The sequence below is a fragment of the Pseudorhodoplanes sinuspersici genome, assembly GCF_002119765.1.
Lineage (GTDB): Bacteria > Pseudomonadota > Alphaproteobacteria > Rhizobiales > Xanthobacteraceae > Pseudorhodoplanes > Pseudorhodoplanes sinuspersici.
In genome coordinates, this window is sequence record NZ_CP021112.1 from 701,752 (window position 1) to 727,285 (window position 25,534).

General features: G+C 57.5%; 23 protein-coding genes and 2 pseudogenes. 10 read left to right on the forward strand and 15 right to left on the reverse strand.

Annotated features, from left to right (window positions below; translation table 11 throughout):
• Nucleotides 1-9: 9 nt before the first annotated feature.
• Together cueO and CAK95_RS03565 are read right to left on the reverse strand one after the other, a co-directional pair.
• A complete protein-coding gene (gene cueO / locus CAK95_RS03560) occupies nt 10-1,560 on the reverse strand; it encodes a multicopper oxidase CueO (RefSeq protein ID WP_086091162.1) in 1,551 nt (516 codons plus the stop codon).
• Between the two features lie 94 nt (nt 1,561-1,654).
• Nucleotides 1,655-2,245, reverse strand: coding sequence for a Spy/CpxP family protein refolding chaperone (locus tag CAK95_RS03565; protein WP_157699526.1), 591 nt, complete (start codon nt 2,243-2,245; stop codon nt 1,655-1,657).
• 182 nt (nt 2,246-2,427) lie between these two features.
• Here CAK95_RS03565 and CAK95_RS03570 point away from each other — a divergent pair, with 182 nt between their 5' ends.
• From CAK95_RS03570 to CAK95_RS03590, 5 genes are all read left to right on the forward strand, one after another.
• Nucleotides 2,428-3,144: a response regulator gene (locus CAK95_RS03570; RefSeq protein ID WP_086086649.1), complete on the forward strand. Its 717-nt coding sequence runs from the start codon at nt 2,428-2,430 to the stop codon at nt 3,142-3,144.
• A complete protein-coding gene (locus CAK95_RS03575; protein WP_198343800.1) occupies nt 3,141-4,535 on the forward strand; it encodes an ATP-binding protein in 1,395 nt (464 codons plus the stop codon). The genes CAK95_RS03570 and CAK95_RS03575 overlap by 4 nt, the downstream gene beginning before the upstream one ends.
• A 901-nt stretch (nt 4,536-5,436) precedes the next feature.
• On the forward strand, nt 5,437-6,651 hold the full coding sequence (locus CAK95_RS03580) for an SIR2 family protein (protein ID WP_198343801.1): 1,215 nt from the start codon (nt 5,437-5,439) through the stop codon (nt 6,649-6,651).
• A 6-nt stretch (nt 6,652-6,657) separates the two neighbouring features.
• Complete coding sequence (locus CAK95_RS03585) at nt 6,658-8,511, forward strand: ATP-binding protein (RefSeq protein ID WP_198343802.1); 1,854 nt, start codon at nt 6,658-6,660, stop codon at nt 8,509-8,511.
• A 7-nt stretch (nt 8,512-8,518) separates the two neighbouring features.
• The gene (locus CAK95_RS03590) at nt 8,519-8,734 is read left to right on the forward strand and encodes a KTSC domain-containing protein (protein ID WP_086086653.1); all 216 of its coding nucleotides are present in this window, start codon (nt 8,519-8,521) and stop codon (nt 8,732-8,734) included.
• Between the two features lie 343 nt (nt 8,735-9,077).
• Here CAK95_RS03590 and CAK95_RS03595 read toward each other — a convergent pair whose 3' ends face one another.
• The 3 genes from CAK95_RS03595 to pqqA form a co-directional block, all read right to left on the reverse strand.
• On the reverse strand, nt 9,078-9,392 hold the full coding sequence (locus tag CAK95_RS03595) for a c-type cytochrome (RefSeq protein ID WP_086086655.1): 315 nt from the start codon (nt 9,390-9,392) through the stop codon (nt 9,078-9,080).
• A gap of 128 nt (nt 9,393-9,520) precedes the next feature.
• On the reverse strand, nt 9,521-10,798 hold the full coding sequence (locus tag CAK95_RS03600; protein WP_183044373.1) for a PQQ-dependent sugar dehydrogenase: 1,278 nt from the start codon (nt 10,796-10,798) through the stop codon (nt 9,521-9,523).
• 220 nt (nt 10,799-11,018) lie between these two features.
• Nucleotides 11,019-11,096 carry a pyrroloquinoline quinone precursor peptide PqqA gene (gene pqqA / locus CAK95_RS30400; protein ID WP_425349694.1) on the reverse strand — a complete coding sequence of 26 codons (78 nt, stop codon included), beginning with the start codon at nt 11,094-11,096 and terminating at the stop codon, nt 11,019-11,021.
• A gap of 217 nt (nt 11,097-11,313) precedes the next feature.
• On the opposite strand from pqqA, the pseudogene CAK95_RS29825 reads away from it, so the two are divergent.
• Nucleotides 11,314-11,695 (forward strand): annotated as a pseudogene (locus CAK95_RS29825) (L,D-transpeptidase); the annotation flags it as partial.
• 120 nt (nt 11,696-11,815) lie between these two features.
• On the opposite strand, the gene CAK95_RS03615 reads toward CAK95_RS29825, so the two are convergent.
• The 6 genes and pseudogenes from CAK95_RS03615 to CAK95_RS03645 form a co-directional block, all read right to left on the reverse strand.
• Nucleotides 11,816-12,646: an LssY C-terminal domain-containing protein gene (locus CAK95_RS03615; protein WP_086086660.1), complete on the reverse strand. Its 831-nt coding sequence runs from the start codon at nt 12,644-12,646 to the stop codon at nt 11,816-11,818.
• A 69-nt stretch (nt 12,647-12,715) separates the two neighbouring features.
• A pseudogene (locus CAK95_RS03620) lies at nt 12,716-13,984 on the reverse strand (DUF2130 domain-containing protein).
• Between the two features lie 511 nt (nt 13,985-14,495).
• Nucleotides 14,496-15,773: a recombinase family protein gene (locus CAK95_RS03630; RefSeq protein ID WP_086086662.1), complete on the reverse strand. Its 1,278-nt coding sequence runs from the start codon at nt 15,771-15,773 to the stop codon at nt 14,496-14,498.
• Nucleotides 15,773-16,213: a DUF2924 domain-containing protein gene (locus CAK95_RS03635; protein ID WP_086086663.1), complete on the reverse strand. Its 441-nt coding sequence runs from the start codon at nt 16,211-16,213 to the stop codon at nt 15,773-15,775. The genes CAK95_RS03630 and CAK95_RS03635 overlap by 1 nt, the downstream gene beginning before the upstream one ends.
• 177 nt (nt 16,214-16,390) lie before the next feature.
• On the reverse strand, nt 16,391-16,609 hold the full coding sequence (locus CAK95_RS30405; protein WP_425349667.1) for a helix-turn-helix transcriptional regulator: 219 nt from the start codon (nt 16,607-16,609) through the stop codon (nt 16,391-16,393).
• A gap of 52 nt (nt 16,610-16,661) precedes the next feature.
• Nucleotides 16,662-17,297, reverse strand: coding sequence for a hypothetical protein (locus CAK95_RS03645; protein ID WP_086086664.1), 636 nt, complete (start codon nt 17,295-17,297; stop codon nt 16,662-16,664).
• Nucleotides 17,298-17,452: 155 nt separating this feature from the next.
• Between CAK95_RS03645 and CAK95_RS03650 the strand changes: the two genes are divergently transcribed.
• From CAK95_RS03650 to CAK95_RS03665, 4 genes are all read left to right on the forward strand, one after another.
• Nucleotides 17,453-18,244, forward strand: a complete 792-nt coding sequence (locus CAK95_RS03650; protein WP_157699527.1) for a helix-turn-helix domain-containing protein — start codon at nt 17,453-17,455, stop codon at nt 18,242-18,244.
• Nucleotides 18,245-18,723: 479 nt separating this feature from the next.
• Nucleotides 18,724-20,097 (forward strand): site-specific DNA-methyltransferase, encoded by a 1,374-nt coding sequence (locus CAK95_RS03655; RefSeq protein ID WP_086086666.1) that lies wholly within the window; start codon nt 18,724-18,726, stop codon nt 20,095-20,097.
• Nucleotides 20,094-20,570, forward strand: a complete 477-nt coding sequence (locus CAK95_RS03660; RefSeq protein WP_086086667.1) for a phage terminase small subunit P27 family — start codon at nt 20,094-20,096, stop codon at nt 20,568-20,570. Before CAK95_RS03655 ends, CAK95_RS03660 begins: the two co-directional genes overlap by 4 nt.
• A 309-nt stretch (nt 20,571-20,879) precedes the next feature.
• Complete coding sequence (locus tag CAK95_RS03665) at nt 20,880-21,296, forward strand: helix-turn-helix domain-containing protein (protein ID WP_086086669.1); 417 nt, start codon at nt 20,880-20,882, stop codon at nt 21,294-21,296.
• On the opposite strand, the gene CAK95_RS03670 is transcribed toward CAK95_RS03665, so the two are convergent.
• The 4 genes from CAK95_RS03670 to CAK95_RS03685 all read right to left on the reverse strand — a co-directional run bounded on the left by CAK95_RS03670 (nt 21,265) and on the right by CAK95_RS03685 (nt 25,168).
• Nucleotides 21,265-22,572, reverse strand: a complete 1,308-nt coding sequence (locus CAK95_RS03670; protein WP_245303613.1) for an aspartate aminotransferase family protein — start codon at nt 22,570-22,572, stop codon at nt 21,265-21,267. The two genes, CAK95_RS03665 and CAK95_RS03670, sit on opposite strands and share 32 nt — an antisense overlap.
• Nucleotides 22,573-22,782: 210 nt before the next feature.
• The gene (locus tag CAK95_RS03675) at nt 22,783-23,403 is read right to left on the reverse strand and encodes an acyl-homoserine-lactone synthase (RefSeq protein ID WP_157699528.1); all 621 of its coding nucleotides are present in this window, start codon (nt 23,401-23,403) and stop codon (nt 22,783-22,785) included.
• Between the two features lie 82 nt (nt 23,404-23,485).
• On the reverse strand, nt 23,486-24,226 hold the full coding sequence (locus CAK95_RS03680) for a helix-turn-helix transcriptional regulator (RefSeq protein ID WP_086086673.1): 741 nt from the start codon (nt 24,224-24,226) through the stop codon (nt 23,486-23,488).
• Complete coding sequence (locus CAK95_RS03685; protein ID WP_086086675.1) at nt 24,227-25,168, reverse strand: alpha/beta fold hydrolase; 942 nt, start codon at nt 25,166-25,168, stop codon at nt 24,227-24,229.
• Between the last annotated feature and the right edge of the window lie 366 nt (nt 25,169-25,534).

Sequence of the window (25,534 nt, forward strand, 5' to 3'; positions counted from 1 at the left end):
TGTATTGAATCACACCACCGCGAATTGCCCCATCATCCCATGATCTTCATGCTCGAGGATGTGGCAGTGATACATGAACGGCATTTTCGGCGGCGCCGGACTATCGAAGCGCACAAGAATTTCCGCCTGGTCCTCCACCAGGATGACGTCCTTCCAGCCGGATTGTTCGGCACGGGGCTTGCGGCCGTTGTTGCTCAGGATCCGGAAGCTCGCGCCGTGCATGTGGAAGGGATGCGCCATTGCGGCGGAGACGATTTCCCAAATTTCGGATGTTCCGAGCTTCGTTGTCACGTCGACGCGGCCCATCGAGAACGGACGGCCATTGATGCTCATCATCTGCGCCGCTGCGGCGTGATCGTGATCGCCGCTTTGATCCGTTGCGCCCCCGGAAGCGCTCATTCCCCCCATCGCCGCCGTGTTCATTCCCTGCATCGGGTTGAGCACGAAGGTGCGCCATTGCACCACCGACGGGATGTCGGGGGATGCAAGCGTGGTCAGGGTTCGAGGAAGCCGGGTGACCTTCGCCGGCAACAGAGGATCGGGCTTGAGCCGCATCAGGGTTTGCGTCTCCGCAGCGGAGCTGGATAAACGGCCCATCTGCATCATCATGCCGGGGCCCATTCCTCCCAGCGTATCGGGCGCCGTGACCAGATCGACCGGGCGGCCGTCTGTGACATTCACAAGGATTTCGTAGCGTTCGGCGGGAGCGATCACCAGCCGCCGCACCTCCACCGGCTCAGGAAGATAACCGGCATCACTGGCCACGACGAAAAACGGCCGCCGGTCGGAGAACCGAAGATCGAAGTTGCGGGCGTTGGCAGCGTTCAGCAGACGCAGCCGCACAAAGCCTGCGGGTATATTGGCGACGGGATTTATGGCTCCGTTGACAAGCAACGTGTCGCCCCGAAATCCATGCATCAGATCCATCATCGTGGGCTGATAGACGAGTTCGCCATTGCGGCCGAACCGCTTGTCCTGAAGCACGATCGGGATATCGTCGACACCATAGGTCTGCGGCAAGCCGCGCTCGCGATCTTCGCCGTCGCTCACGATCATCATTCCGGCAAGCCCGCCATAGACCTGACGTGCGGTGTTGCCATGCGGGTGCGGGTGAAACCAGGTCGTGGCGGGAGGCTGCTTGACCGGAAGCTCCGGCGTCCACACGCCGCCCGGCTTGATCGTGTTGTGAGGGCCACCGTCCACGTGAGATGGAATCAACAAGCCATGCCAGTGAAGTGTGGTCTCCTCGTCGAGGCGATTTTCGGCACGGAACGGAACAGTTTCACCCGAACGCACGCGCACGACCGGGCCGAGATAGCTCGACGAGATGCCGGTCGCGGCCACCGCCGCACCTGCGCCGAACCGGTGCCGCGTCTTCTGTAGCGTGAGCGTGACCTGTTCGCTGTTGCGCGCTTCGATCAAGGTCGGGATCGGCAGCGATGGTGCGGTCGCCGACGCACCGAACGCCCATCCTGGCAGGCCGCCAAGGGCCAGACTGGCCGCCGCCGTGCTCGATAGCATCAACGCCTGGCGCCGTGTGAACAAATTCCTGTTGGACATGAGACGACCCATTGATTTGTGTGGTTGTCGGGCGCGCGGCAATTGCCGCGGTCTCCCTCCGGGCGTTGGCGGCGCCCGGAGGAGGAAATGACCGTTAGTGCCGGTGTTGCGGACCGCTCATGGCGCCGCGCATTCCGGGTCCGAATGCAAGGCCCGGAAGAGTGTCTTGCGCTTTGGCTTTTTGAGAGTCGTCCAGAGTGGCTAGAAGCTCGTTCGCAGCCGTCTTCACGGTCTCGAATTGCTTCTGTCCTTGCTCCCGGATCTTGCTCACGAACGCAAAGCGGTCCTGCGGGCTCATCTTGCTGACAGCATCAGGATCGACGCCCTCGCGGGTCGTCTTCATCGTGGTAGCTGCGTCCTGAAGTGCCGTGGTGTATTTGGTCCAGGCTGGCTCCTGTGCGGTCGTGATGCCAAGCTCGGTCTTCAGCGTATCGAGCTGCGCCGGATCGAATTGCGTCAGACCAGGACTGCCATGCATACCGCGGCCCATCTGCCCCCGCATGCCAGGTCCCATCTGGCCGTGCATACCCTGACCCATCTGGCCATGTATGCCCGGACCCATCTGGCCGTGCATTCCGGCCGGACCGAAAGCGCCAGGGCCGTGACCGGATGTCTGTGCCAAGGCCCATCCGCCGCCGAGCACAGCGGCTGTCGCGATGCCGCCAATCAGCAGAAGCTTCTTCATGTCTGTCTCCAATAGCTGAGCAACAGAGGAGTCCATTGCATGTGCAGACGATGGGGAGCAGGCATCGCCGGAGTTTTTCAGGACAGTCGAATTGTGTGACAAAGTGTGTCGTCGGCAAGAGCCGTCACATCCGGTAACAACATTTCCGCGAATTAACCTGCGCGCATCCCTATAATCACGCCATGACTGCGGCGCCGCATATCCTGATCGTCGACGACCATCACGAGATTCGTGACCTGGTCTCCCGCGCGCTCAGCAAGGAAGGCTTCCGCGTCAGCGCCGCCGCCGATGGCCGCGCCATGCGAAAAACGCTGGCCGACAGCCGCATCGATCTCATCCTGCTCGATCTCATGATGCCCGGGGAAGACGGGCTGTCGCTCTGCCGCTCCTTGCGCGCGCAATCCGATATTCCGATCATCATGCTGACGGCTAAAGGCGACGAGATCGACCGCGTCGTCGGCCTGGAAATGGGCGCCGACGATTATCTGCCCAAGCCATTCGGCAGCCGCGAGCTGATCGCGCGTATTCGAGCGGTGCTGAGGCGGGGACATCGCCACGATCAACCGAAAGCCGAAAAGCCGGTACATTACCGGTTCGACCGCTGGCGCTTGGATATCGGTGCGCGTGAATTGCTGCGCGATGACGGCGTGACCGTGCCGCTCAGCACCGGCGAATACGATCTCTTGATGGCCTTCGTTGAACGGCCACAGCGTGTGCTCAACCGCGATCAACTGCTGGATCTCGCCCGCGGACGGGCGGCGTCGACCTTCGACCGGAGCATCGATACTCAGGTCAGCCGCCTGCGCAAGAAAATCGAGCGCGACCCGGCCGATCCGAAGATCATCAAGACGGTGTGGGGCGGAGGCTACAGCTTCACTGCGGCAGTGAGCCAGGAATGAATCGTTTTCTGCCACAAAGCCTGTTCGGACAGACCCTGCTGCTGCTGCTGGCAGGGCTGGTCGTGTCGCACGCGCTCGGCTCGTGGATCTATTCGCTTGATCGCGAAAGTGCAGTCCGGGCCGTCGGCGGGCTAGCGACTGCGCAACGGATCGCCAATGCGGCGCGCCTCGTCGACGACGTTCCTGCAGAATGGCGGCGGCGGCTTGTCGCCGGCCTTAGTGATCAAAGCTTGCAGGTGACGCTGACTCAGAAGCCGACCATTGCTCCGGCTTCCGATCCAGGACCGGTGGTCGAAGCGATCCGCAACTATCTCACTCAACAACTCAAGCTCACCCCTTCCCGCCAACCCATCGTTCTCGCGTCCGAAAATCTGGAGCCGCCGTTCGGCTGGGGCTTCGGTCGCGGGCACGGCATGGGGCATGGGGCCATGATGTATGGTCTCTTCCAGCCGCTCGGACTGCAGGTCGCCGTGCCGCTTGCGGATGGGCAATGGCTGGCTTTCGCAACCAATCTGCCGGTGGCCCGCACAGGATTTTCCCGCCAGTTCCTGACGTCGATGCTGGTGATGGCCGTGTTCATCATCGCGATCTCTATCTGGGCCGCACGCCGCCTGACCGCACCGCTTGGGACCATCGCACGCGCCGCCCAGAAACTCGGTACCGATGTGAACGCTCCGCCCTTGCCGGAAAACGGGACGATCGAGATGCGTCAGGCAGCGCAGGCCTTCAACGACATGCAGGCACGGCTTCGTGCCTTGATCGAGAACCGTACCAACATGTTGGCTGCCTTGTCGCACGATTTACGTACGCCGTTGACGCTGTTGCGGCTGCGGGCGGAGAATGTCGAGAGCGTTGACGAACGCGACAAGATGCTCGCGACCATCAAGGGTATGGATACGATGGTTGGCGCAACGCTGAACTTTGCACGTGAGGAGGCTGCTGTGGAGCCGCGCCGCTCCACCGATATCAGCGCGCTGGTACAGAGTCTTGTCGATGACATGGCCGATGCCGGGCTCGATGTGGTACTGGCGCCGGCCGGACCCATGCTGATCACGTGCCAACCGGCGGCCCTCAAGCGTGCGCTCACCAATCTGATAGACAACGCTGTCAAATACGGCAAGCGCGCGCATCTGTCGTTGCACGCGATGGCAAACTCGGTCGAAATCATCATCGACGACGACGGTCCGGGAATTCCCGAAGACGAGATCGAACGCGTCACCCAACCGTTTTATCGTGTGGAAGGCTCTCGCAGTCGGGACACCGGAGGCGCCGGACTTGGTCTCGCCATTGCTCAATCGATCGTACAGGTCCACGGCGGAAGTCTGACACTCAGCAATCGGCCGAAAGGAGGCCTGCGCGCCACCTTAGTCTTACCGATCCTGGGTTCCTGAGGGCGCCGGGATACCGATTTCTGAATTCCGTTGGATTTCAGGAGATAAGAGAATGTTGGATTGCGGACGCTCTCCCCCCGCCAGTACCCGATAGATCTTATTCTCTGCTCTCTGAGCCTGCTCTAAGGGAACGCAGAACGGCGGCATTTTTAGCGACACCTCAGCACTCCGAAGCAGGCGCATCGCCCAAATTCATTCTCCGAAAGAGCCATATTCTCTCAACCTTTGAACTTGTTGGGGAAGTACTGAGGCTCTGGGTGCTGCAAAATCAATAGCCTACAGAGGCCTGCGCGAACTACGGTTGGAATCTCTTCCGGAGAAGCGAAATAGCCGCCGAACCTTGGCGAGGATATTTGGATTCCAGTTCTCTACAGATGAACCCAATTGCACCCATTGTGTTGTCCACTTTCGGCTCAAGTGGGTACCGTTCAATTAGCGTTTCCATGAATTCTCCGTATCCTGAAGAGGGCTAACTCTGCCCAAGCCCTCATAGGATGACAGTGCTTTGGTAAGAATTTACTGGCGCATTGCACTTTGATGGCGACAATACGTAGTGATTCGCCGACGGCGCGGCCCAAGGTTGTGCTGTGACGGGCAAGATCGTGTCACTGCGAGGACGAAATGGGCAGTTATTGCTTACGGCAGGCCTTCTTTCCTTGTGTCGTAAGGGCGCTAACAAGCGGCATTCAATCTGCTGACTCCCATGACGACGCCCGTAACCGCCGCGATGCTCCACGATCTGGTGAGCTGCCCCTATCGCATGAGTGTGGACCTCTACGCCAATGCGGCTGAATGCGATGATCCGGCAAAGAATTTTGGATCACAATGAGGGCTACTGCCGCGCGACACCCCTCCTGCGGGATCCCCTCGAAAAACCGCCGGTTATAACGGGGGGCGCAGCGTGAGCGGAGAGCAGCAGTCACACGATGCGCAAAAAACGCTTACCGATCTGAGAGACCATCTGGCGCGACACGATAAGCCAATAGCATTCTTTTTTGGCGCGGGCACTTCATGCTCGGTCACTGTGCCTTCCAGCGGTGGCGGCGAGGCGAAACCGCTGATACCCGCCGTGCCTGGCTTGACCGCAGCATGCAAGAAGGATGCGGGTGATCTTGGTGAGAAATATGCGACGGCTTGGTCCTTGATTGAAGCACAGTGCAATGACGAAAAACAGGATGCTCACGTCGAGAATGTGCTCTCTCGGTTGAGGATGATGCTCAACGCCGTCGGCAAGAACGACACGTTGTCAGGTCTTAAGGCGGACGAGATTAAGATACTTGAGGAGTGCCTGCGTAAGACTATCGCGCGGCTAGTCACGCCCGACCTATCAGGTCTTTCCTCAGACTTTCCGCATCGAAAGTTTGCACGGTGGCTTGCAAAAACGTCGCGGCGGACTTGCGTAGAGATTTTCACTGTGAACTATGACGTGCTCATTGAGGACGCTCTTGAGGCAGAGCGCGTTCCCGTCTTCGACGGTTTTGTCGGAAGTTATCGGCCATTTTTCCATCCAGATAGCTTGCGTAGAGCCGAGACGGCGCCAGGATCAAACTGGACTCGCCTGTGGAAGATGCACGGTTCGGTCACGTGGCGGCGCATCGAACAAGACGGGCGAATTCGTGTCGTCCGGGGCGAGCCGGACCCTGCCGGCGAAATGATTCTGCCTTCTTTCCAGAAATACGATGAATCGCGGCAGCAGCCCTATGCGGCCTTCACTGACCGTTTGACGCGGTTTCTTGAACAAGATGATGCGCTCTTAGTTGTGGCGGGATTTAGCTTCGGAGACGAGCACATCAACAACGTGATTTTCGGGGCGCTGGAAAACAGACCGCGCACCCATGTCTACGCCTTGCAATTTGATGAACTTGCGGAAGAAACGGTGCTGATTAAACGCGCCTGTCAGCGGTCAAATTTGATCATGGTTGGTCCAAAGACCGGTGTTATAGGCGGGCGTCGTGCAAAATGGTCGCCGACCGAAAGTCCTTCGTTCATGGATGGTGTTTTTGAACTCAAAGAGGCACCAACTACCGTTGGCGAAACTGCAAAACCGAGGTCGGGTCTGATGAAGATTGGTGACTTCGCCTGCTTTTGTCATTTCCTCGAAGCAATGGCGAGTTGAATCTTCGTGCCGCTTGCCGACCCCACATACATTGGCCAAGTTGCGTCGGTTACGGGAGCCGTCATTCGCGTACGCCTGCGCGAAGACATGCCGTCTACTCTTGTCATGATCGGCGGGGAGTCATATCGCGTCGGGCAAATCGGCGGATTTTTTCGCCTGCCCTTGGGTTACACTAATCTTTACGCCGTGTGCACGCAGATTGGTGCCGACGCGGCGCCACCTGGCAGCGTGGAGCGGAGCTTTGGTGCCGCGCTCGAAGATGACATGCAGCTTCATCTCTCCGGTTATCGCTGGATGACTATCGTGCTGTTCGGCGAGGCCCTCGGCGGCGATTTTGAGCGTGGTGTTGGTCAGTACCCGACAGTCGGGGATGAAGTGCATTTGGTAACTAATGATGACCTCAAGATCATCTATGGCTGGGCGAAGGGCAAAAAAGGGACAATTTCTGTAGGGCGGATCGCAGGGGCGACGGGAATATCGGCCGATATCAGCGTTGCCGGTTTTGTCAGCCGCCATAGCGCCATTGTCGGTTCAACTGGCGCTGGAAAATCCAATCTCGTTACGGTTCTTCTGGAAACAGTTTCGGACGGCAGCCTGCCCAACGCGCGCGCCATTGTGATTGACCCCCACGGTGAATACGCAAGTGCCCTCGGTGATCGCGCGCGTGTATTTCGCATTCGGCCGAATGAGTCCGCCGGCGAAAGGCATCTATGGGTGCCATTCTGGGCACTGCCTTTCGTTGAGCTTCAGCAACTCACACTGGGCGGACTCCAACCTAATCATGAGGCATCAATTCGTGACGAGGTGCTGGATATGAAGGTGGCAGCAGCCCAGCATCTCACCGTGCCACCGCCACCTGAAACGCTGACGGCGGACTCGCCGGTGCCGTTTAGCATCAAGAAGCTATGGTACGAACTTGATAAATTCGAAAGGCTGACCTTTCCCGTTAGTGCACCTCAAACAGACGCCAACGCCCATCCTCCGGAGCAAGTTGGCGACGCAACCTTACTCCGATCGGATCGGTACCCGGCGGCGAGTCCATATAATCAGGCACCTTACAAGAACCAGAAAAAACGGAACCTTGAGCGGCAACTGGATCTTATGCGCAGCCGTCTGAAGGACGCACGCTTCTCTTTCCTTTTCTCGCCGGGCGGTGGTTACGAGCCCGATCTGGACGGCGAGGTCGAGAACGATCTCAATACTCTGGTCAGAGACTGGGTAGGGCACAACAAGCCCATAACGATATTCGATGTCTCTGGTCTGCCATCCGAGGTGCTTCCCACCATCGTCGGCACGATGCTCCGGATCGTCTACGACATGCTTTTTTGGGCGCAGGATCTGCCAATCGGTGGGCGCCAGCAACCGCTTCTTGTGGTGCTCGATGAGGCCCACCGGTTTGTCCCTGAAGGCGTGGACACGCCTGCTCATCGCACCTTGTCCATGATGGCTAAGGAGGGACGAAAATACGGGACCGGTCTGATGCTCGTTACACAGCGCCCGTCCGAAATCGATAGCACTATTCTAAGCCAGTGCGGATCCATGATCGCGCTCCGCCTTACCAATTCTGCAGACCGCGCCAAGGTCTCCGCTGCCGTTCCCGATGACCTCGGTGGTCTTGTCGACCAGTTGCCTTCTCTGCGAACAGGTGAGGGGGTTTTCCTCGGCGAAGTGATGCCGATTCCCTCACGTGTAAGGGTGCGCAAAGCGGAGCAGAAGCCCATGGGGAATGATCCGAAACTGCCGGACGTGTGGCAAGTGGCGGATCGTCCTGACGGAGATCTCTATACGCAGGCGCTCGCAAATTGGCGCGGACAGTCCACGTCGGCTCAGATCGAAGATAATCAAGGCGAAGAAGGGTAAGTGAAAAATGCCTGAAATGATTTTTGTCGATTCATCAAATATCGAAGCGATCGGCTACGACACCACGACGTTGGCGCTTCATGTACGGTTTCTGAAATCAGGAGAAACGTACGTGTATCACGCGGTTGAGGACTGGAGGCATCAGGAATTCATGCAGGCGGATTCAAAAGGCACTTATCTCAACACGAGCATCAAACCTCACTATCAATGTGCAAAACTATAAGTATTACGCATATTCTCTCGATCCAAGGGCACTTAAACGCGATTCGTTTGCTAGCGCTTCGCTTTTTGGGCTGGAGGATGGAAGTTTACTGAGGATTGGTGATCTAGAAATCAATTTCATAATGGAGATTCCGCGAGTGTCCGCTGTTGACCCAAAACGGACATCGGTTGCTGACGCCTTCGCGCCGCGCTTGATGTCCCGCTTCTTCGTGCCGCCCAAGCCGTCAGCGTTTTCTTCATAGGCAGTCGTGCCAGGGCCTTCTCATGAAAAGCAAATAGCCTCTTCCGTCTCAGGCCAGGGCGAGCTCATCAATGTGACACCTGGCGCGTGCGCCGCCGGGCCATTATTGGTGGGACAGAATCCACTTCACCAGAGCTTCGGCCTCCTCTGGCGAAACGCTCGGTTGAGGGGGCATCGGCATCGGACCCCAAACGCCGCCGCCGCCCTTCACGATCTTTTCGCTCAAGAGCTTGATCGCGGATTTATCGTTGCCATAGCGCCCAGCCATGGCCTTGTAGGACGGACCGATCATCTTCCGTTCGACATGATGGCAGGCGACGCAGTTCTTGCTTTTGGCCAAGTCGGCGCTTGCGAAAGCGGTCGACGATGTCAGAAGCGCGGCGAAAGAAGCTGCAGTGAGTTGGCGACAATCAACCATGGAAACAGGATTCCCATTATTCGCGATCCGCGCCCGACGGCATCGCGCGGACGCGCCCAGGCCGGGGGCCCGCAGACGAAAGGTGAGCCGCGCCGCTGCTGTGGCTGGCGCGGCTCTGTCGATCGCGGTCAGTTTGGCTTGAGCAGGTAGATGTCGCCCTGGTCGGTCGCAACGTACATGTTGCCGTCCGGTCCCTGCACGACGGAGCGGAAGCGTCCGGCCGGCATCGGCAAAGACACCGTCGTGCGCGTGGCGGACGAGCCGTCGGGAGTGATGTCGAGCACGTCGAGGCGGTTACCGACCGGCGTTCCGTGGATGCCGATGCCCATGAAGGTCACGACCATCCGGCCGTTCCAGTCCTTCCATTGTGCGCCGTTCAGGAACGCGCATGAAGACATGCCCTGCGAAAGCTGGTCGTTGTTCCAGGCCGGCTTCATCGCGTCGGGATAGGTCTTAGTGTCGGTCATCGGCATGAACACCGATCGCTCTTTCGGGTCCATCGCGCCCATCTGGTTCGGCGAGTATCCGCAATAGTTATCGGGGCAGTCGCTTCGCCCGCCGACGTTCGGGCGCGGATCCCACCCGCCGTTGCCGCCGGCGGTGAGCGCCGTCACCTCGTCGCTATGCCAGGGGCCATTCTCCGCCGTGTAGGGCTGATTGGTGCCAGGGCGGAAACAGATGCCTTGCGGGTTGCGATGCCCGTAGGTGAAGACGCGCGCATCAAAGCCCTGTGGTGGATTGTTGCCGGGCGCAGCCTTGCCGTCCCGGTCGATGCGGAGCACCTTGCCACCCATGCGGGTCGGGCTTTGCGGCACTTCGCCGTTATGGGTGTCGCCCGTCGTCACATACAGGAAGCCGTCCGCAGGACCGAAGCGAAGGCGCCCGCCGTTATGCGCGCCAGCATCGCCGAAGGGATGGTTGCTGGGCGCCGGCTTGTAGGCGATGTCGGTGACGATATCCTGCCGGTTCGAGACCTTGGTCAGATCGGGACTGACCGTCAGCCGCAGCACGCGGTTGGTTCCTGGCGCGGTCATGCTCGACGCCGAGTACACGTAGATGTAGCGGTTGGCGGCGAAGTCGGGGTCGATAGCCACGCCGTTCATACCGGCCTGACCGCTGCAGAAAAGGTCGGCTGCGGTTTCCGGGAAGCCCTTGGAGTCCTTGACGCCGAGCAAAGCGTTAACCTTGCCGTCCGGGAGCCGGACCGATAGTCCGCCGCACTTCTCGGTGAAGAACATCGTGCCGTCCGGGAGAAACGCCATATCCCACGTCAAGTCACGTCCGGCCATCACGGCGGTGCTGCTGAGGACGGGAACGCCGCCGGCGCTTTGGGCCACCGCCGACCCGGACAGGACGAATGAAGCCAGTAATGCAGACGGCAACACAAAGCGGATGCGTCGAGTCATCGATGTCTCCTCCGTTTTTTTGGTACGTCTCACTCCCCGAAAAGCCCACGACCCATCGATCATTCCGGCGCATCTGAGTATCGTCGTGAAATCGGGGTCGCATCCTGACGGATGCAAACGTGAGCTTTCTGTGAACATGCGCATCGTGCGCTCGCGGAAATTGTCCGCGAGCGTATCGAACGGGCTCTCCCTGAGCCGTGCCGAAGTCTGTCCGAAAGGATCAGAATTCCGGCGGGAGGTATCCGTTGATCTCGAGTCCGATGCAGATTTCGACGAGCGTTGGAGTAGTCCAGTGCATGGAGCGCCTCCTCCTACGGTACGACAATTATAACTCTAAGTCGGATTGGATAAGCCGACAAGCGCCCTTTGGGCAGCATGCCGGCGGTAAGTTCCACGCTGTCGACGAGCGGCGTGAACCAATGTCACGCTTGCCGCCGCGCAATTTCGTTTGTAGCACGAACCGGACATGAGGCGCGGCTGGCATAAGCACAAGGCTGCGCCGTCTAGGAAGCCCGCGCACCAATGAGCGATCGCTATATTATGTGCTCGGCGGGGGTAGGGCCATGCGCTATCCAGTTGGCGTCGGCCGGGCCGGCTTGCAGTGGAGCGGTACCACCTTCATCAACGGCAAGGTGTTGCGGCCTGCGTGGCCACCGGCCGTAGTAAGGCGCGATAAACCGAACTTGCCATCGGTGGTCCCCGCTCGCGCGCCGAACAAGCCGGTGGGTGCGGCGGTATTGTTTTTGGCTGGCGACGAACGCACCATCCACGGCACGAACGATCCATGATCGATCGGCGGCGCTGTGTCCTATGGCTGCATTCGAATGCTGAACGCAAACGTGCTCGATCTCTATGGCCGTGTCAGATTTTGGAACCACGGTGATTGTGACGCGGTAAGCCCGGAGGCTTCATATTTGTTCACGACGAACTCAGCGCAGACATGTCTGCTCATGGCACCAAGCGGACACTCGTAACAACCTCTAGACGTTGTCTAGTGGAGATTACGAGCGGGCTGGATCAAGGTTCGACTACCACTAAATTTGCAAACGTGATCTCGCCGTCAGTCACGTAGTGGTTGACCCGTTCCGTGGGAAGGACCTCACCGGATCGGTACGCAGTCACTTCTTCGATGACACGATACCTGCTCAGTTCAGCGATGATATAATCCCGCTCAGCGTTGGTATCCGAATCTGTGGCATGGGTAACTTGGAATGTGAGCTGAGTGAGCGAAAGACCCGTATCTTTCGTACCCGCCCCCACCCATACAACGCGCTCCTCACCCGATGGACGGTCGGTGTTTAGCCAAAAGCCTACCGACCCAATCGTCTCCTCCGCACGCGCAAGGCTTAAAGCCCAGAACCTTATGTGGTGGCGCTTTCGCGGGCTGTTATCAATTGCCTTCTGGAAACCAATGTCTTGGCCCCGGCCGAAAAGATAGAGAGTGCTGAATGGTGCGGTTGGATAGGGTGATTTAAACACGAACGCCCGGATCATGTGCCACGAACTTCTCAGGCCCAGACTATCGGCCTCGTCCCAACCAAGTGTCGCAAACGCAGCCCGGAGCTGTTGAATCGTGCCAACGAGCGCGATGTTCACAGGGTCGCCGGGCAGCCCATCACCCGTGATCGTGAAACTAGGCACACTTTTTCGCTGGAGGATTTTGAGGCCCATGCGAAGCGCCCGTGGAAGGATAATGTAGGCGGCGGCCGCATAGGTAACTGCCAGTGCGAGAAACCACGGTAGCCTGCGATCCGCAGCTTCGAACACCACAAACACAATTAGCCACACGCTGACGAGACCAACCGCCCCGATCAGCAGGCGCTGAAGTAAGCGTGTGAGGAATCTCATGATCCCGCAGCTATCTCATTTTGGCTCTTGAGAAGGGACGGACCGCCCGTTCAATTTGCGATCCGGTATTCACCCGGTTTTATCGGCCTCAATCATCATGAAATCCAGGCCACTAATTTCCTGCATAGTGCGGCCCGCAATTCCCTGCAGATCGCCATACATTCCGGCCATGGATTCTACGGCCCCTCTGATCTGTTCTTCTCGTTTCCCCCAGAGACGGGTCATTGCCTTACGTTCTCGATCGAGATCAGCTTGCATGTCGCCGAATTTTTCTACGATTGCTTCAATCCGGTGCTTAAAGCGCGGTCCGGTCAGATACTGGTAGACCAATTCCATCTTCGTTTGTTGACCTTCAGCTGTGTTACGAGCCGATGCGATTTCGACCAGCGTGTGCCGCAACGCGATCGCAAGAGGAACTGCTCACCGAGCATCCGTGACCCAGACTCCATCGGAGTGATCAAAATTATGAACGCCCTTGGGTAGCGCACTGGAGACGATGATCGCGATGTCGGCTTTGGCAGTTCGCTGATCGTCCCGCAATTTCGGTAGCCAACTGTCGGACCAATTCTTCGTTCGTTTGAATTCCCAAAGGATCGTTCCGCAATGCCGACCTAAGGAACCCATAACTTTGTGGAGGACATCGCCTCCAAATTCACCTTTTGGAACCGGTTGAACGGCGTCGAGTGGGAATTTGCTGCGAAGGAGCCCCTCGAGTTCAATCTCCAGTGATTCACCCTGGGCTTGCTGGGACCCCTGCTCGGCCTTGCGCTTCAACTCCTCGATCTGCCGCTGCATCGAGGCTATTTGCTCTTCCTTTTCGGTCACCTTGAGTTTCAAGGCATCTTCTGCTTCGAGCTTCGCTTTCTCCCTGACAGCGGACAGTGATTGTTGCACTTTCTTTTCGACGGTCAGATCGAGTTCACGCTTCTCGTCATCAAGCGCCCGCTGTTTACGGATGAGTTCGGCTTGCGCCTTCTGAGCTTCCGCCAATTTCAGATTGCGGTCCTGGAGAATATTCTGCAGTTCAACCAGTTCTTGGGTCTTCTGATTGAGCTCTGTCCCCAATGCAAATCGGGCCTTCTTGGCCTCATCGGCAGCAATCTTATCGCACTCCGTTTTCAGCTTGGCGGCCACCTGATCATCAATCGCGCCTTTTGCCTTCTCAATTTCATCAAGGCTGGCACGGATCTGCGCCTCGCGCCGTGAAACCTCGGTCTCCTTTTCTGCGATCCTTTTCTGGTATTGCTGTCTGGTCGCTTCGATGAGCGGCGCAGCAAGGGATTCGGTGAGCTTGATTTCAGTGTGGCAGTTCGGACAGGCGATAAGCGGCTCTTGCATTGACTATTCTCCCCGAACCAGAAGCTATCACAGCTGTGCTTCGAAGGGATAATCCAAACCAAGTTTCTGCGCTTGGGAGCGCCAATCGGGCGGGAGTGGCTGCAAGAGCTGAGATAACTGGAGTTCCCGGGGCTGTCGTCCGTTTAGGATCATCTCCACAATAGTCGGAGCCAACAGAGTTAGCCGCAGTATCCGGCAGGCATAGGATTGGTTGACTTTCTCGGCCTTCGCCAGTTCTGTGATTGACGGATACTCGCCACTCTCAATCGTCCGCCGCCAACGATGTGCGCGAGCAATAGCCTTGACGAGAGCATTGTCATATTTCGGGAGCGGCGCCACATAAGGCACCGGACTGATGACCGTTTTCCGCCCTCCCCGTCGCTCGAACCGCATCGGTACCGTAACGGTAATGGTCTTGGGCAGGCCATGTCGCGGGTCGGGTTGATTTCTGGCTCTGCTCATGCCGCCTCACTTCGGCTTGCGGAGGGCTGCAACTCAGCGAGCAGGCCAGTCAGTCCCCCACCTTCAGAACAACATCGGCGCCGTGCTCATGGACGACGACACGTCCGACTAGAAGCTGAACGATACGGGCCTGCTCCGCCGGAAACAGTTCGGCCCAGAGTTGGTCGAAGTTTTCTAGCGCATCCCTCACTTGGCGCTCGGCAATTTTTGGATTGGTCTTTCTCACCTCGCGCCATGTGGCGACAAGGATCTCGGGGCTTTGCAGCAAGCGGCGGATCTGATCGATTACGGCAGCTTCGATCTCAGCTGCCGGGACTCGGCCAATGGCGCATGCTTCGGCACCGGTTTTGAGCTCCTTGTTCGAGATATAGTAGCGATAGAGCCGTCCTCTCTTCCGGGTGTGGGTCGGCGTCATAGCCGCACCATTGGAAGCAAAGATCACCCCCTTGAGGAGCGCAGGCGTCCTGGCCCGGCTCGCGCCGGCCCGCTTTCTGGGGCTCTCCTGCAGGACTTCATGAACTGCATCCCACAGCTTGCGATCGATGATCGCCTCATGCTCACCGGGGTGCGGCGTGCCCTTGTGGACGGCGTCACCTATATACACGCGGTTATTAAGAAGCTTGTAGAGGTAGCCCTTGTCGATCAGCTTGCCGTACTTGTTACGTGCGTTTTCCTTGGCGAGTTCGCGCACAAGATAGGTACCGGATTTAAAACTGGCGAAGCGTTTGAAGATTGAGCGGACGAGCCTCGCCTCGGCCTCATTGACGATCAGCTTGCGGTCTTTGACGTCATAGCCAAGCGGCGTCCATCCTCCCATCCAGATCCCCTTCTTGCGAGAGGCGGCGACCTTGTCGCGGATGCGCTCACCGATCACCTCACGTTCGAATTGGGCAAAGGACAAAAGGACATTGAGCGTCAGTCGCCCCATGGAGGTGGTGGTGTTGAAGGACTGGGTCACCGAGACGAAGGTGACGCTGTGCCGGTCAAACACCTCGACCAGTCTGGCGAAGTCCATCAGCGAGCGGCTGAGCCGGTCGATCTTGTAGACCACGACAACATCGACGCGTCCGGCTTCGATATCTGCCAAAAGCCGTTTGAGTGCCGGCCGTTCCAACGTGCCGCCTGACACTCCGCCATCATCATAATAGTCCGGCACCAGGGTCCAGCCTTCGGCGCGCTGACTGGCGATATAGGCTTCACAGGCCTCCCGCTGCGCATCGAGGCTATTGAATTCCTGCTCCAGCCCCTCTTCGCTCGACTTGCGGGTATAGGCCGCGCAGCGCAGTCGGCGTTTGGCAGGCGCGGGTTCCGGTGGCCTCTTCGCCATCAGGCTGCGCCCTTCTGATTCTTGAGTCCGAAGAAGATAAGGCCATTCCAGCGGGTGCCGGTGATCGCCCGGGCAACAGCCGACAGCGACTTGTAGGGCCTGCCCTGATAGTCGAAATCATCGTCGCGCACGGTGACGAGGTGCTCTACACCCTTCCATTCCCGGATCAGACGGGTTCCGGAAATCGGCCGGTTTTCGATCCGACGGCGACGGGAAAGCTTACCGTCCAGCTCATCAGCCAAGACATCCAGCCGCTCGACCGTCTCAGACTTCAGCCCGCCGTAAGCCAACTCCTGAATGCGGTAGCCCAGCCGGTGTTCGAGAAAACGCCGGTTATAGGGTGGCGGCTCGGTGTCGAACAATTCGCGCCACCGGGCCTTCAGTTGGGCAATAGGGGCGGTTTTCAGGGCGGCCAATTGCGCCAACACCGGGTCAGTCATCCGTCTCTCTCCCGTTCACGGGGTTCGGATGACCGCTCTGGTTGGGCAAGAAGTCGAGCGAACTTTCTCCAATAGCGGTAGGTTTTGCACTGGACTTCCGGGCAGACAAACGCATCAGCCCTGCCGCGAGAATTTCTCCAATCTCCTCGATGCGTTGGACATGCATCGTGGCCAGCCTCAGGCTTTCGGCGCCGCTGCTTTGCGTACGTCGCAATTGGCAAGCCAAGCATCGATTTCATTCTGATAGTAATAGACGAGACGCGGACCCATTCGATGGTAGGGCGGCCCCTCCCCGTTCATGCGCCATTTGGCAAGCGTTGAGCGGCTTACGCGCAAATAACGGGCGGCCTCAACTGCCCAGATTCGGTGAGAAACGTCTTTCTGTGTCATCGTCATTCCTTGTGGCGAGCGCGATTCGCGCGTGCCATCGACGATGACGAAAGAGGAGTTAGATCGTCAGTTCAAATAAATGCCGGCATTTCATACCCTGCTCGTCACGGGGATGCGGGATGTCAATCTTGTAGCGAAAGGGCTCTCGTACAGCGATGTAGCGGTTCATGCAGCTCCGACTTCGTTGCACCTTGAGATAGCTTGTTCTGACTGCATCCGGTCCTCCGTGAGCGTAACTTCCCTGCAGATACATCGAAGCAACTTCATAAGCGCGGATCCAATCATGTCCGATCCAGTTCGCTAACTTCTCTTCAAGCTCGATGTAGCGGGCGGGGAACTCGGACGCGTAAGCTCTCATTTCAGAAACACGTTCGCGAATTCTTGGCTGGTTCTCTCGCGCGCTCACAACCGCATCCCAACGAAGATAGTCGATTTGATCTTGGCGATACCGAGCCACGGGAGTGCAAGAGCGCCCCCGGCGTGCCGGTTTTGAACCCGTCAACAGTTGGTTCATTACGTCAGACGCGCACCTTACAATCCAAGCGGGCGGAGCAATCATGCGCTCGGCGCAATGGTCCAGGCCTGCGGCGACGGCAATTTCAGGATGCCATCTGTGAAGCCTGCCAAGCGATTCAAGATACTCTTCGTCAAAGATGTTAGGCGATTTGCAGACATTTCTGATTTCGGCGTGCATTGCTTCGCTCCAGATAAGCAGAGAATACACCCCACCATTCCGCCGTCATCACCCTAATCCAACACACGGAAACATCTTCACAATTTCCAAATTGCCGTTGACTTGCAATCTTCTTCCGCGCGCTCCCGATGAGAGCGATTCGCAAGGAAGGCAGAATGCGACCGCAACGGCTCGACACGACATTGGCTTTCAAAGCGATCAATCTGGCGCCGACGTTGTCTGGCACCGACAAACGTGTCATTTGCGCGATCCTTGATCACTACAATCGTGAGACTGGTCAGTGCGACCCATCGTTGACAACAATTGCTGAGCTGCTCGGTATCCACCGCCGCACGGTCATTCGTGCGATCGACCGGATCGTGCAGCTTGGGTTCTTTCGTCGGATTCGGCACGGTGGCCATTTCCACCGCAATTTCTACGTCCCGAACTGGGCGCGCTTCAGAGCCCTCGAAGCTCAGTGGAAAGACCAGAAACAACAACACCGCGAGCGAATTCGCGGTGTGAACCTGTCACCTTTCCAGGGACGAGAGAGTCACCTTGCTGGTGACTCGTCTGCCACCCAAAGTAGTTCAAACAACATATCCCGTAAAACCTGTAATTTGAGCTTGGCGAACAGGGAACACGATCAAACATCTTCGTTGAGCAATATTACTAGGCAGCGACCTCAATCACTTAGCCGCCCTGTTCACGTGGAAAATGCGTCCTCCCGACAGGCGGCACTGAATGCGGCACAAAGGCGCTGGGACAATGCCATTCTTAAGCGCTTCGCCGGGCATCCCATCTACAGCGATATCGTCGGCGCAATCGATCAATCACTCTCCGACGCAGCCACTCAGAGCGAAATGGACAAGCCAGGGAGCGGATTCTGGTACGTCATGGAGAAGCTTGTGGAGCGCGAAGTAGTCCCGCGCACGCATCTCAAGAGCAGCACGCCAGGAGATACATGATGACCCTGATATCCCCGGGGGGCGGATCAAAGTCTACGACTTCGATTGCTTACGGACCTGCGCCCCTCCCACTCAGGGATTTTTTTCCGCAGCCGAGAATTTCGGCAGGGCTTTTGCTCATTTCAAGCAGTGTCTGCAGCAGGCCAGCCGAAAAAGCAGAGTCATTTCAATGGGCGCTTGCAGCGAACGACAATCTTATCGCGCCGACGGCTGCATTATTTTCCGATTTATTTTCATCCGCCCGGGGGGTGGTCGAAAGTCTGGAAGGTTTCGATCCGACACCGGTGGGCCCACAACACAAACTTTTTCGGAAGTATCGGAGAACTTTTTTTTGAAGCCGGAGCGTCGCGTAGCCGGTTTGTGAGCGTGCTGTGTAGCGGCGTTTGTTGCGTGTTGCGTTCGGCGTTTCCTCCCCGGCCCTGAAAAATAGTCGCGAAATTCAGGGTGGGGGGGGTCCCTTAACCACGCGAGGACAATCAATGGAAACGTTCACGACTTCAGTTGGGGAAGATCAGCTGAGCATGCTCCGACTTGAGCATTGGCCGATCCACTTGCTGGTGCCCTCCCCGCGCAATGCCCGGACTCATAGCGATGCGCAGGTAGCAGAGATTGCGGGCTCAATTCGTGCATTCGGCTTTTCCAATCCGATCCTCGTCGGCGACGACAAGGATGTGATTGCAGGCCATGGCCGGTTGGCGGCTGCGCGGCTCCTCGGTTTGTCGGAGGTCCCGGTGATCGTCCTTGCGGGTCTTTCCGAAGTCCAACGACGACAGCTGATGCTTGCAGACAACCGAATAGCAATGAACGCCGGCTGGGATGCCGAGCTGCTCCAGCTAGAACTCCAGGATCTGTCAGCTATCGGCGCCGATCTGTCTGGCCTCGGCTTCACCAAAAAGGAATTGGCAGTTGCGCTTTCGCCGCTTGGCGAGGGAGGCCTGACTGATGAAAACGATATCCCGGCCCTGTCCGACAGTGCTGTTACCCATCCGAACGACATCTGGTGTCTTGGCGACCATCGCATCGCCTGTGGCGACAGCACCGATGTAGAAACCGTTGCCGCCCTCCTCGGCTCGGCGGAGCCGATCCTGATGGTCACCGACCCGCCTTACGGCGTGAAATACGATCCGACCTGGCGCCATCGTAGCGGCGTCAACAAATCGTCGCGGATCGGGAAGGTACAAAACGATGAACGCGCTGATTGGTCTGAGACATGGCGCCTCTTCCCGGGCACAATCGCCTATGTTTGGCATGGCGCTCTGCATTCCTCCACGGTGGCCAAGAGCCTTGAACAGCAGGGCTTTCAAATTCGTGCCCAAATCATCTGGGCGAAGGAGCGGCTCGTCATCGGCCGCGGGGATTATCACTGGCAGCATGAGCCTTGCTGGTATGCAGTCCGCACGAAAGGCAACTGGACCGGCGATCGCAAGCAGACGACCCTTTGGACTATTTCCAGTGGCGGCCAGGACACCGAAACGGTCCATGGCACACAAAAGCCAGTCGAATGCATGCGTCGGCCGATGCTCAACAACACCGAATTCGGGCAGGCGGTCTATGATCCGTTCCTCGGCAGCGGAACCACGTTGATCGCGGCCGAGACGACCGGCCGCGTCTGCTATGCGATGGAGATCGACCCGCGCTATGTCGATGTCGTCGTGCGCCGATGGCAGGCGTTCGTAGGACGAGTCGCAACCCATGCAGGCGATGGCCAAAGCTTCGAGGACATTGCCAACATGCGGGCAGCACAGCAGACTGACAGCAGCACTTCGCGCGATGTCCACGAGTCTTATGACATTGCGCCCGGTGCAACGCAGACCGAGCCTGTCGAACTAAATACAAAGTCGACCCAGCCATGAGAGGCCGTCGCCCCAAACCCACCCGCCTGAAAATGCTGACCGGCAATCCGGGAAAGAGGCCATTCAACATGAACGAACCCAAACCGGACGCAGAGATTCCGAATTGCCCTCCCGAACTCGGTCCGGTCGCTCAGAGGGAATGGCAACGTCTATCGATCGAACTCAACAAATTGCGGATACTGACGCAGCTCGATCGCGCCGCCCTCGCCGCCTATTGTGGAGCCTATTCTCTGTGGGCCGAAGCCACGGAAAACATCCAGAAGTTTGGAACCATGGTGAAGTCACCCTCCGGTTATCCAATTCAATCGCCATATGTTTCTATCGCAAATCGCCAAGCAGAAATCATGATGCGGATCGCGTCAGAGTTCGGATTTACACCAGCGAGCAGAAGTAGAATATCGACGCCCACCACCCAAGAGCGGTCCCTATTCGACCCTCCCGCCAAAGGATGTGAAACGGCAGGGGCGGAATAATTTTGTCGATGGAATTTCCGGATCTTTCATGCGTCCGGACGACTGCTATCGGCCTCGTTGAAAATCTTTAGAAGCGCAATAAAGGCGCCCTGATAGAGATCCAGGACAATGCCACCAGCGCCCCGGGCCAAGCTGCTGCCGGATGGACGGCTCGGGTAAACGCCAATAATCTTTAGTGTGGGCATCATTCTATCCACGATTGTATTTGAAGACACATACTCGCTATTGTAGGGGCGTCGTCGTACGAACCCGCTTTTGTCGCTTTCAGTGTTCGCTTTCTTTTCGCGGGCGCGGCGAGGAATATAGCCAATGCCTCGGAAAGAACCTGACCCAATAGACCTGCTAGTCGGCCGCAACATCCGGATCCTGCGGATGAAACAAGGTATGTCCCAGGAGACTCTTGCCAATGCGCTAAGTCTGACATTCCAACAGGTTCAAAAATACGAAAAGGGCACGAACCGGGTCGGCAGTGGAAGGCTCCACAAGATAGCGGGAATATTAAAAGTCTCGATCGCGACCTTGTTTGAAGGCGCCGATGCCAAAGCCGATAGCGCACGATCGAGTCTCGATTTGCTGGCCGATCCGCATGCCCTCCGTGTGGTGCAGGCCATGTCGGAAATCACCGATTCCCGGATGCGGCGGTCGATCGTCGACCTTGTCGAGCAGATCGCAGCGGGTGCCGCGCTAGGAGGCGTCAAGCCGCGGTCCGAAGACGGGATCGGCTGAGGCTGACTTCCACCGCGTCTGAGAGCCGTCGCAATCCCTCACTGAGCAACTCCGGCTCGATTGTGAGCGGTGGCATGACTTTGAGAACTTCGCCGTAAGAGCCAGAAGTCTCAATCAGGAGCTTCCTTTGAAACGCCTCACCCGCAACCTGGCGAGCCAGTGACCGATCAGAGAAGGATACGCCTGAAAATAGTCCGCGACCCTTGGCCGTTGCGCCAAACTCACGTACCGCGTTGTCAATCCAGGCTCTGACGATCAAGTCGGATTGGTTGATCGATCCAATGAAATCCGGGTCATTCCAAAGTTGAGCGGCGACGCTGGCGGCAAGGAATGCTAGGTTGTTGCCGCGAAAGGTGCCGTTGTGCTCGCCCGGCGACCATTGATCCCACTCTGGTTTGATCAAAAGTAGGGCCATCGGAAGGCCGTTGCCGCTGATGGACTTTGCCAAGCAGACCAAGTCCGGAACAATTCCCGATTGCTCGAAGCTGAAGAAGTCCCCTGTCCGGCCACATCCGGCTTGCACATCATCGACAATCAAGAGCGCACCAAGCCGGTGTGCGACACCAGCTAGGTGACGGAGCCATTCAGGGCTTGCGGAGTTTAAACCTCCTTCACCTTGAATTGTCTCCACGATGAACGCAGCGGGCGGCTCCGCACCGCCGGACGGATCGTTGACCATGGCTTCGTAGCGATCAAGGTCGCGCGTATCTGCACAGAAATAACCTTCAAAAGGAAGTCGTACGATGCCGTTTTGCTCGATACCTGCGTTACGTTGGCGCGCAGTCGCCGCCAAGGCGCCAAGCGTCATCCCGTGAAAGGCGTTGGTGAACGCGACGACGGTCCGCCGCCGGGTTACCTTACGCGCAAGCTTGAGCGCGGCTTCGACGGCGTTGGTGCCTGTCGGACCGGTGAACTGAACCCGGTAGACCAGACCACGGGGCGCTAGAATATGTTCGCGGAATGTCCGCAGGAAATCCCGTTTCGCGGTCGTGTGCAGGTCGAGAGAGTTCAACATGCCATCGGTCATCAGATACTCAATGACCCTTCGCTTCATCAGCGGGTGGTTATGGCCGTAGTTGAGAGAGCCGCAGGCCGAGAAGAAGTCGATATATTCATACCCTTCCTCGTCCCAGATGCGTGCATTTGAAGCGCGGGCCAACACGGCAGGCATGTCACGGCAATAGTAACGAACATTGGATTCGTACATTTCAAATTCGGCCAGTTGGCTCTCGCGGAGATTAGTGGCGATCATTTCGACGCCTTTCGCTTTGATCATTTCTCATCGTGGTGTCCTCAGCGGCATCGTCTTCCTCAGGCTTGCCAGCTGCGATATTCATGAGGTTTGTTCGAACGTTCACAAGTTTGCCCGCTACGCGGCACAAGCCGGCTTCGAGGGCGACCCGCGTCAGAAATTCGACTGCGTCTGCCATGCGTCTAGCGGTAGTTCCAACCGGTACGGGCTTGTCTGACCGCTGCGTTCCAGGCATTAGGCCGCCGCCTGCTGTGTGACTGGTTCCAAGGAAAGCACTGATCCAAAGATCTTGCAGGCGTCACAGTGGATACTAGGCCGAAGATACCGAGTTTGTATCCAGAAAGCGGCTTCTTCTTCACCTTCTATTTCTGCTGTTTCACCTAACCAATCCACACCCTCACGCAGGTAGTGATCGACAAGGTGGCGCCGCGCAACGCCGACAACCGCCTTAACGTCGTTGCCAAGGCAAAACTCCTGAAGCCCGCAGAGCAGTTCGGGAATAATGCGCTTGCGGAGTCCGGGTTCGAATTCATGGTCAACGCAAACGCGCGTCATCTCCCATATATCAAAGCTCTGAGGCAGGTCGCGGCTTTGGCAAAGGAAGGGCCAATAGCTTTTGAGCATGTACGGCATCGAAGTTGGAGACACGCGGATAAGGCCGCGGACGACCAACGCCGCGTCCCGCCACACCAGATAGACGGCTGCGGGCGTGTCAAATCCGTCATACTCCATGCCGTCGTAGGACGAATGAATTAGCGCGCGCCGTTCGACAAAGGCGCGATGACGGAGTTTTGCCTGTGACGCGAGCGCGTCTCCAAATAGATGGGCTGTCTTTAGTGAAAAGGCCTCAATCATGGTTGGCTCCGGTGATCGACACATCGGAAGGGAGCACAACCTGATTAGCGAAGCGTACTAGGCTCTCGCCTAGTTTAGTGGATCAAAGTTCAATCAATCCACGTTGGAGGCCAATCACGACTGCGGAAATCTGGTTATTGGCACCGAGTTTGTTCATAACGTTACGAAGATGGAATTCGACAGTCTTCGTTGAAATGGACAGGATTTCACCGATCTCTGGCCTCGTTTTGCCATCCTTACACCATCGCAAGATCTCAAGTTCCCGCTGCGTGAGAATCTTATCAGGATCGACGAACAGCGTTTGCTGCGTCAGTTCCTGGTAACGGGCCCATGTCTGCAAGCTGATGGCATGGAGAAGGCTGGCCAACTCAGCGTTTGGCGGTTCCGGCACTCGCCGGCTAATGCTTATCAGATCAAGACTTTGATGCGGGCCATGGAACGGAAAACTTATGCCGGTATGGACTTTCAGGTCATGGCACTCGTTCAAAAACGTTATCTGCTTTTTCGACAGCGGCGTTCGGTCGGTTACATCGCTCCAAAAGAACGGTCGGGTTGCACGCAACGAGCAGCCTAACACCGGATCAATCCGCTGCCACCGATGATGCAGATAGGCATCGACATAGCCATCTGGAAACCTGAACCAGGCGATTTTCTCAACATTACGTCCCTTGAACGACGTGAGTACGCAGTTCTCGTAGCCTTCGGCACCGATTGTCTCGGCATAAAGCTGAGCAAGCTCTGCAGGTGTATTTGCCCGCCGACTTGCTTCCACATAATCTTCGAATTGCAACACCGCCTTCCCCCCATTTGGGGCTGCCAGCACTCAACCACTATCGCTTGGATATGCAGCCTTTTGCAACCGCAGGTCTTGGATACCAGATGCTTTTTTCGGATGCATCCGGTATCCAAGGAAATCCAGAAGAATTTGATTGAAGGCCCGAGGGTATTCCCAGTGCGGCGCGTGACCGGCATCGCATATGACTTGGACTTTGCCCTTCCAGATTGCCCGATAGTTCAAAGATTGGAGATAGCCGAGCCGGACGAAGGGCTCCTTTTCACCGTGGACTACGCATAAGGACTTGCTCACGTTCTCGGCAGTGTGACGCTGATCACTGCCAATACCTTGGAGCGAATTGGAAAACATCCAGCGTCGCGCATTGCCATCTGTGCGCCGTATGTCGTTCAGCAATGTGGGAGCCAGATGCTTCCAGCCGCCCATCAGAGCGGTGCCGTATCGTATGGTGTCCGTTTCGCTGAAATCCGGCTTCCCGGCCAATTGCATATTATCATCGGCATAGAAGGCTTCGTGCAAGGACTGTGGGCGCAGGCGCACCGGCGGAGTCCCTACAATGAGGAGCGAATGGATGCGCGGCTCACTGGCAAGCAGTTCGAGCCCGACATGGCCGCCCAACGACCATCCTACAAGATCTACGCAATCCCATCGAAGCTGATCCAACAAACCGCTGATTACCGCGGCATAACCCGGAAAGCTGTATGTGCTAGCTGGCGTCGATGAGTTTCCAGATTTACCGTGGCCGGGAAAATCAGGCGCTAGAACGGGTCGACCATTACTGCAAATCAGTTCGAGTTGGTTTGCCCAGACATGCTTCGAAGACGAGTTCCCATGCAAGAAGACGACGGGGCGTCCATAGCCCGCGCTCAGTAGCGCTGAAATGTGGATCCGCTCGACACTCGTGCAATATTCTTCCAACCGCGATCTGATGGGAACACGAGTAACTTTTTGTGAGCCGCCGCAACGGGGCATCAGGCGATACCGGCCGAGCGGGGCGAGCTTCCATTAGGCTGCCTGGAGTAGTGCAAGTGCGTCTTCAGCAGGTGGTCGATACAGTCCTGTATTAGGGTTGCACACCGCGTTTCCTTGAGCTCATCTCTAAGTTCAGTCTGGACATAGAGAAGAAGGCGCACCAATGCCGCGAAGCTCACATCGGTCTCATAGCGACGGGCTCCTTCGACATAAACGCCGAATCGGGTGTCAAGCTCTGAAACGCATTCATCGATCAGAGTCGAGCAGACGTCGCCACAATACTTCGCGAGGCTCGGCCGGATTGAGCACAGCAGTGTGGCGATACCGAGCGCGGAAGGATGCTTCGCGTCCTCAGCCTGTGACTTC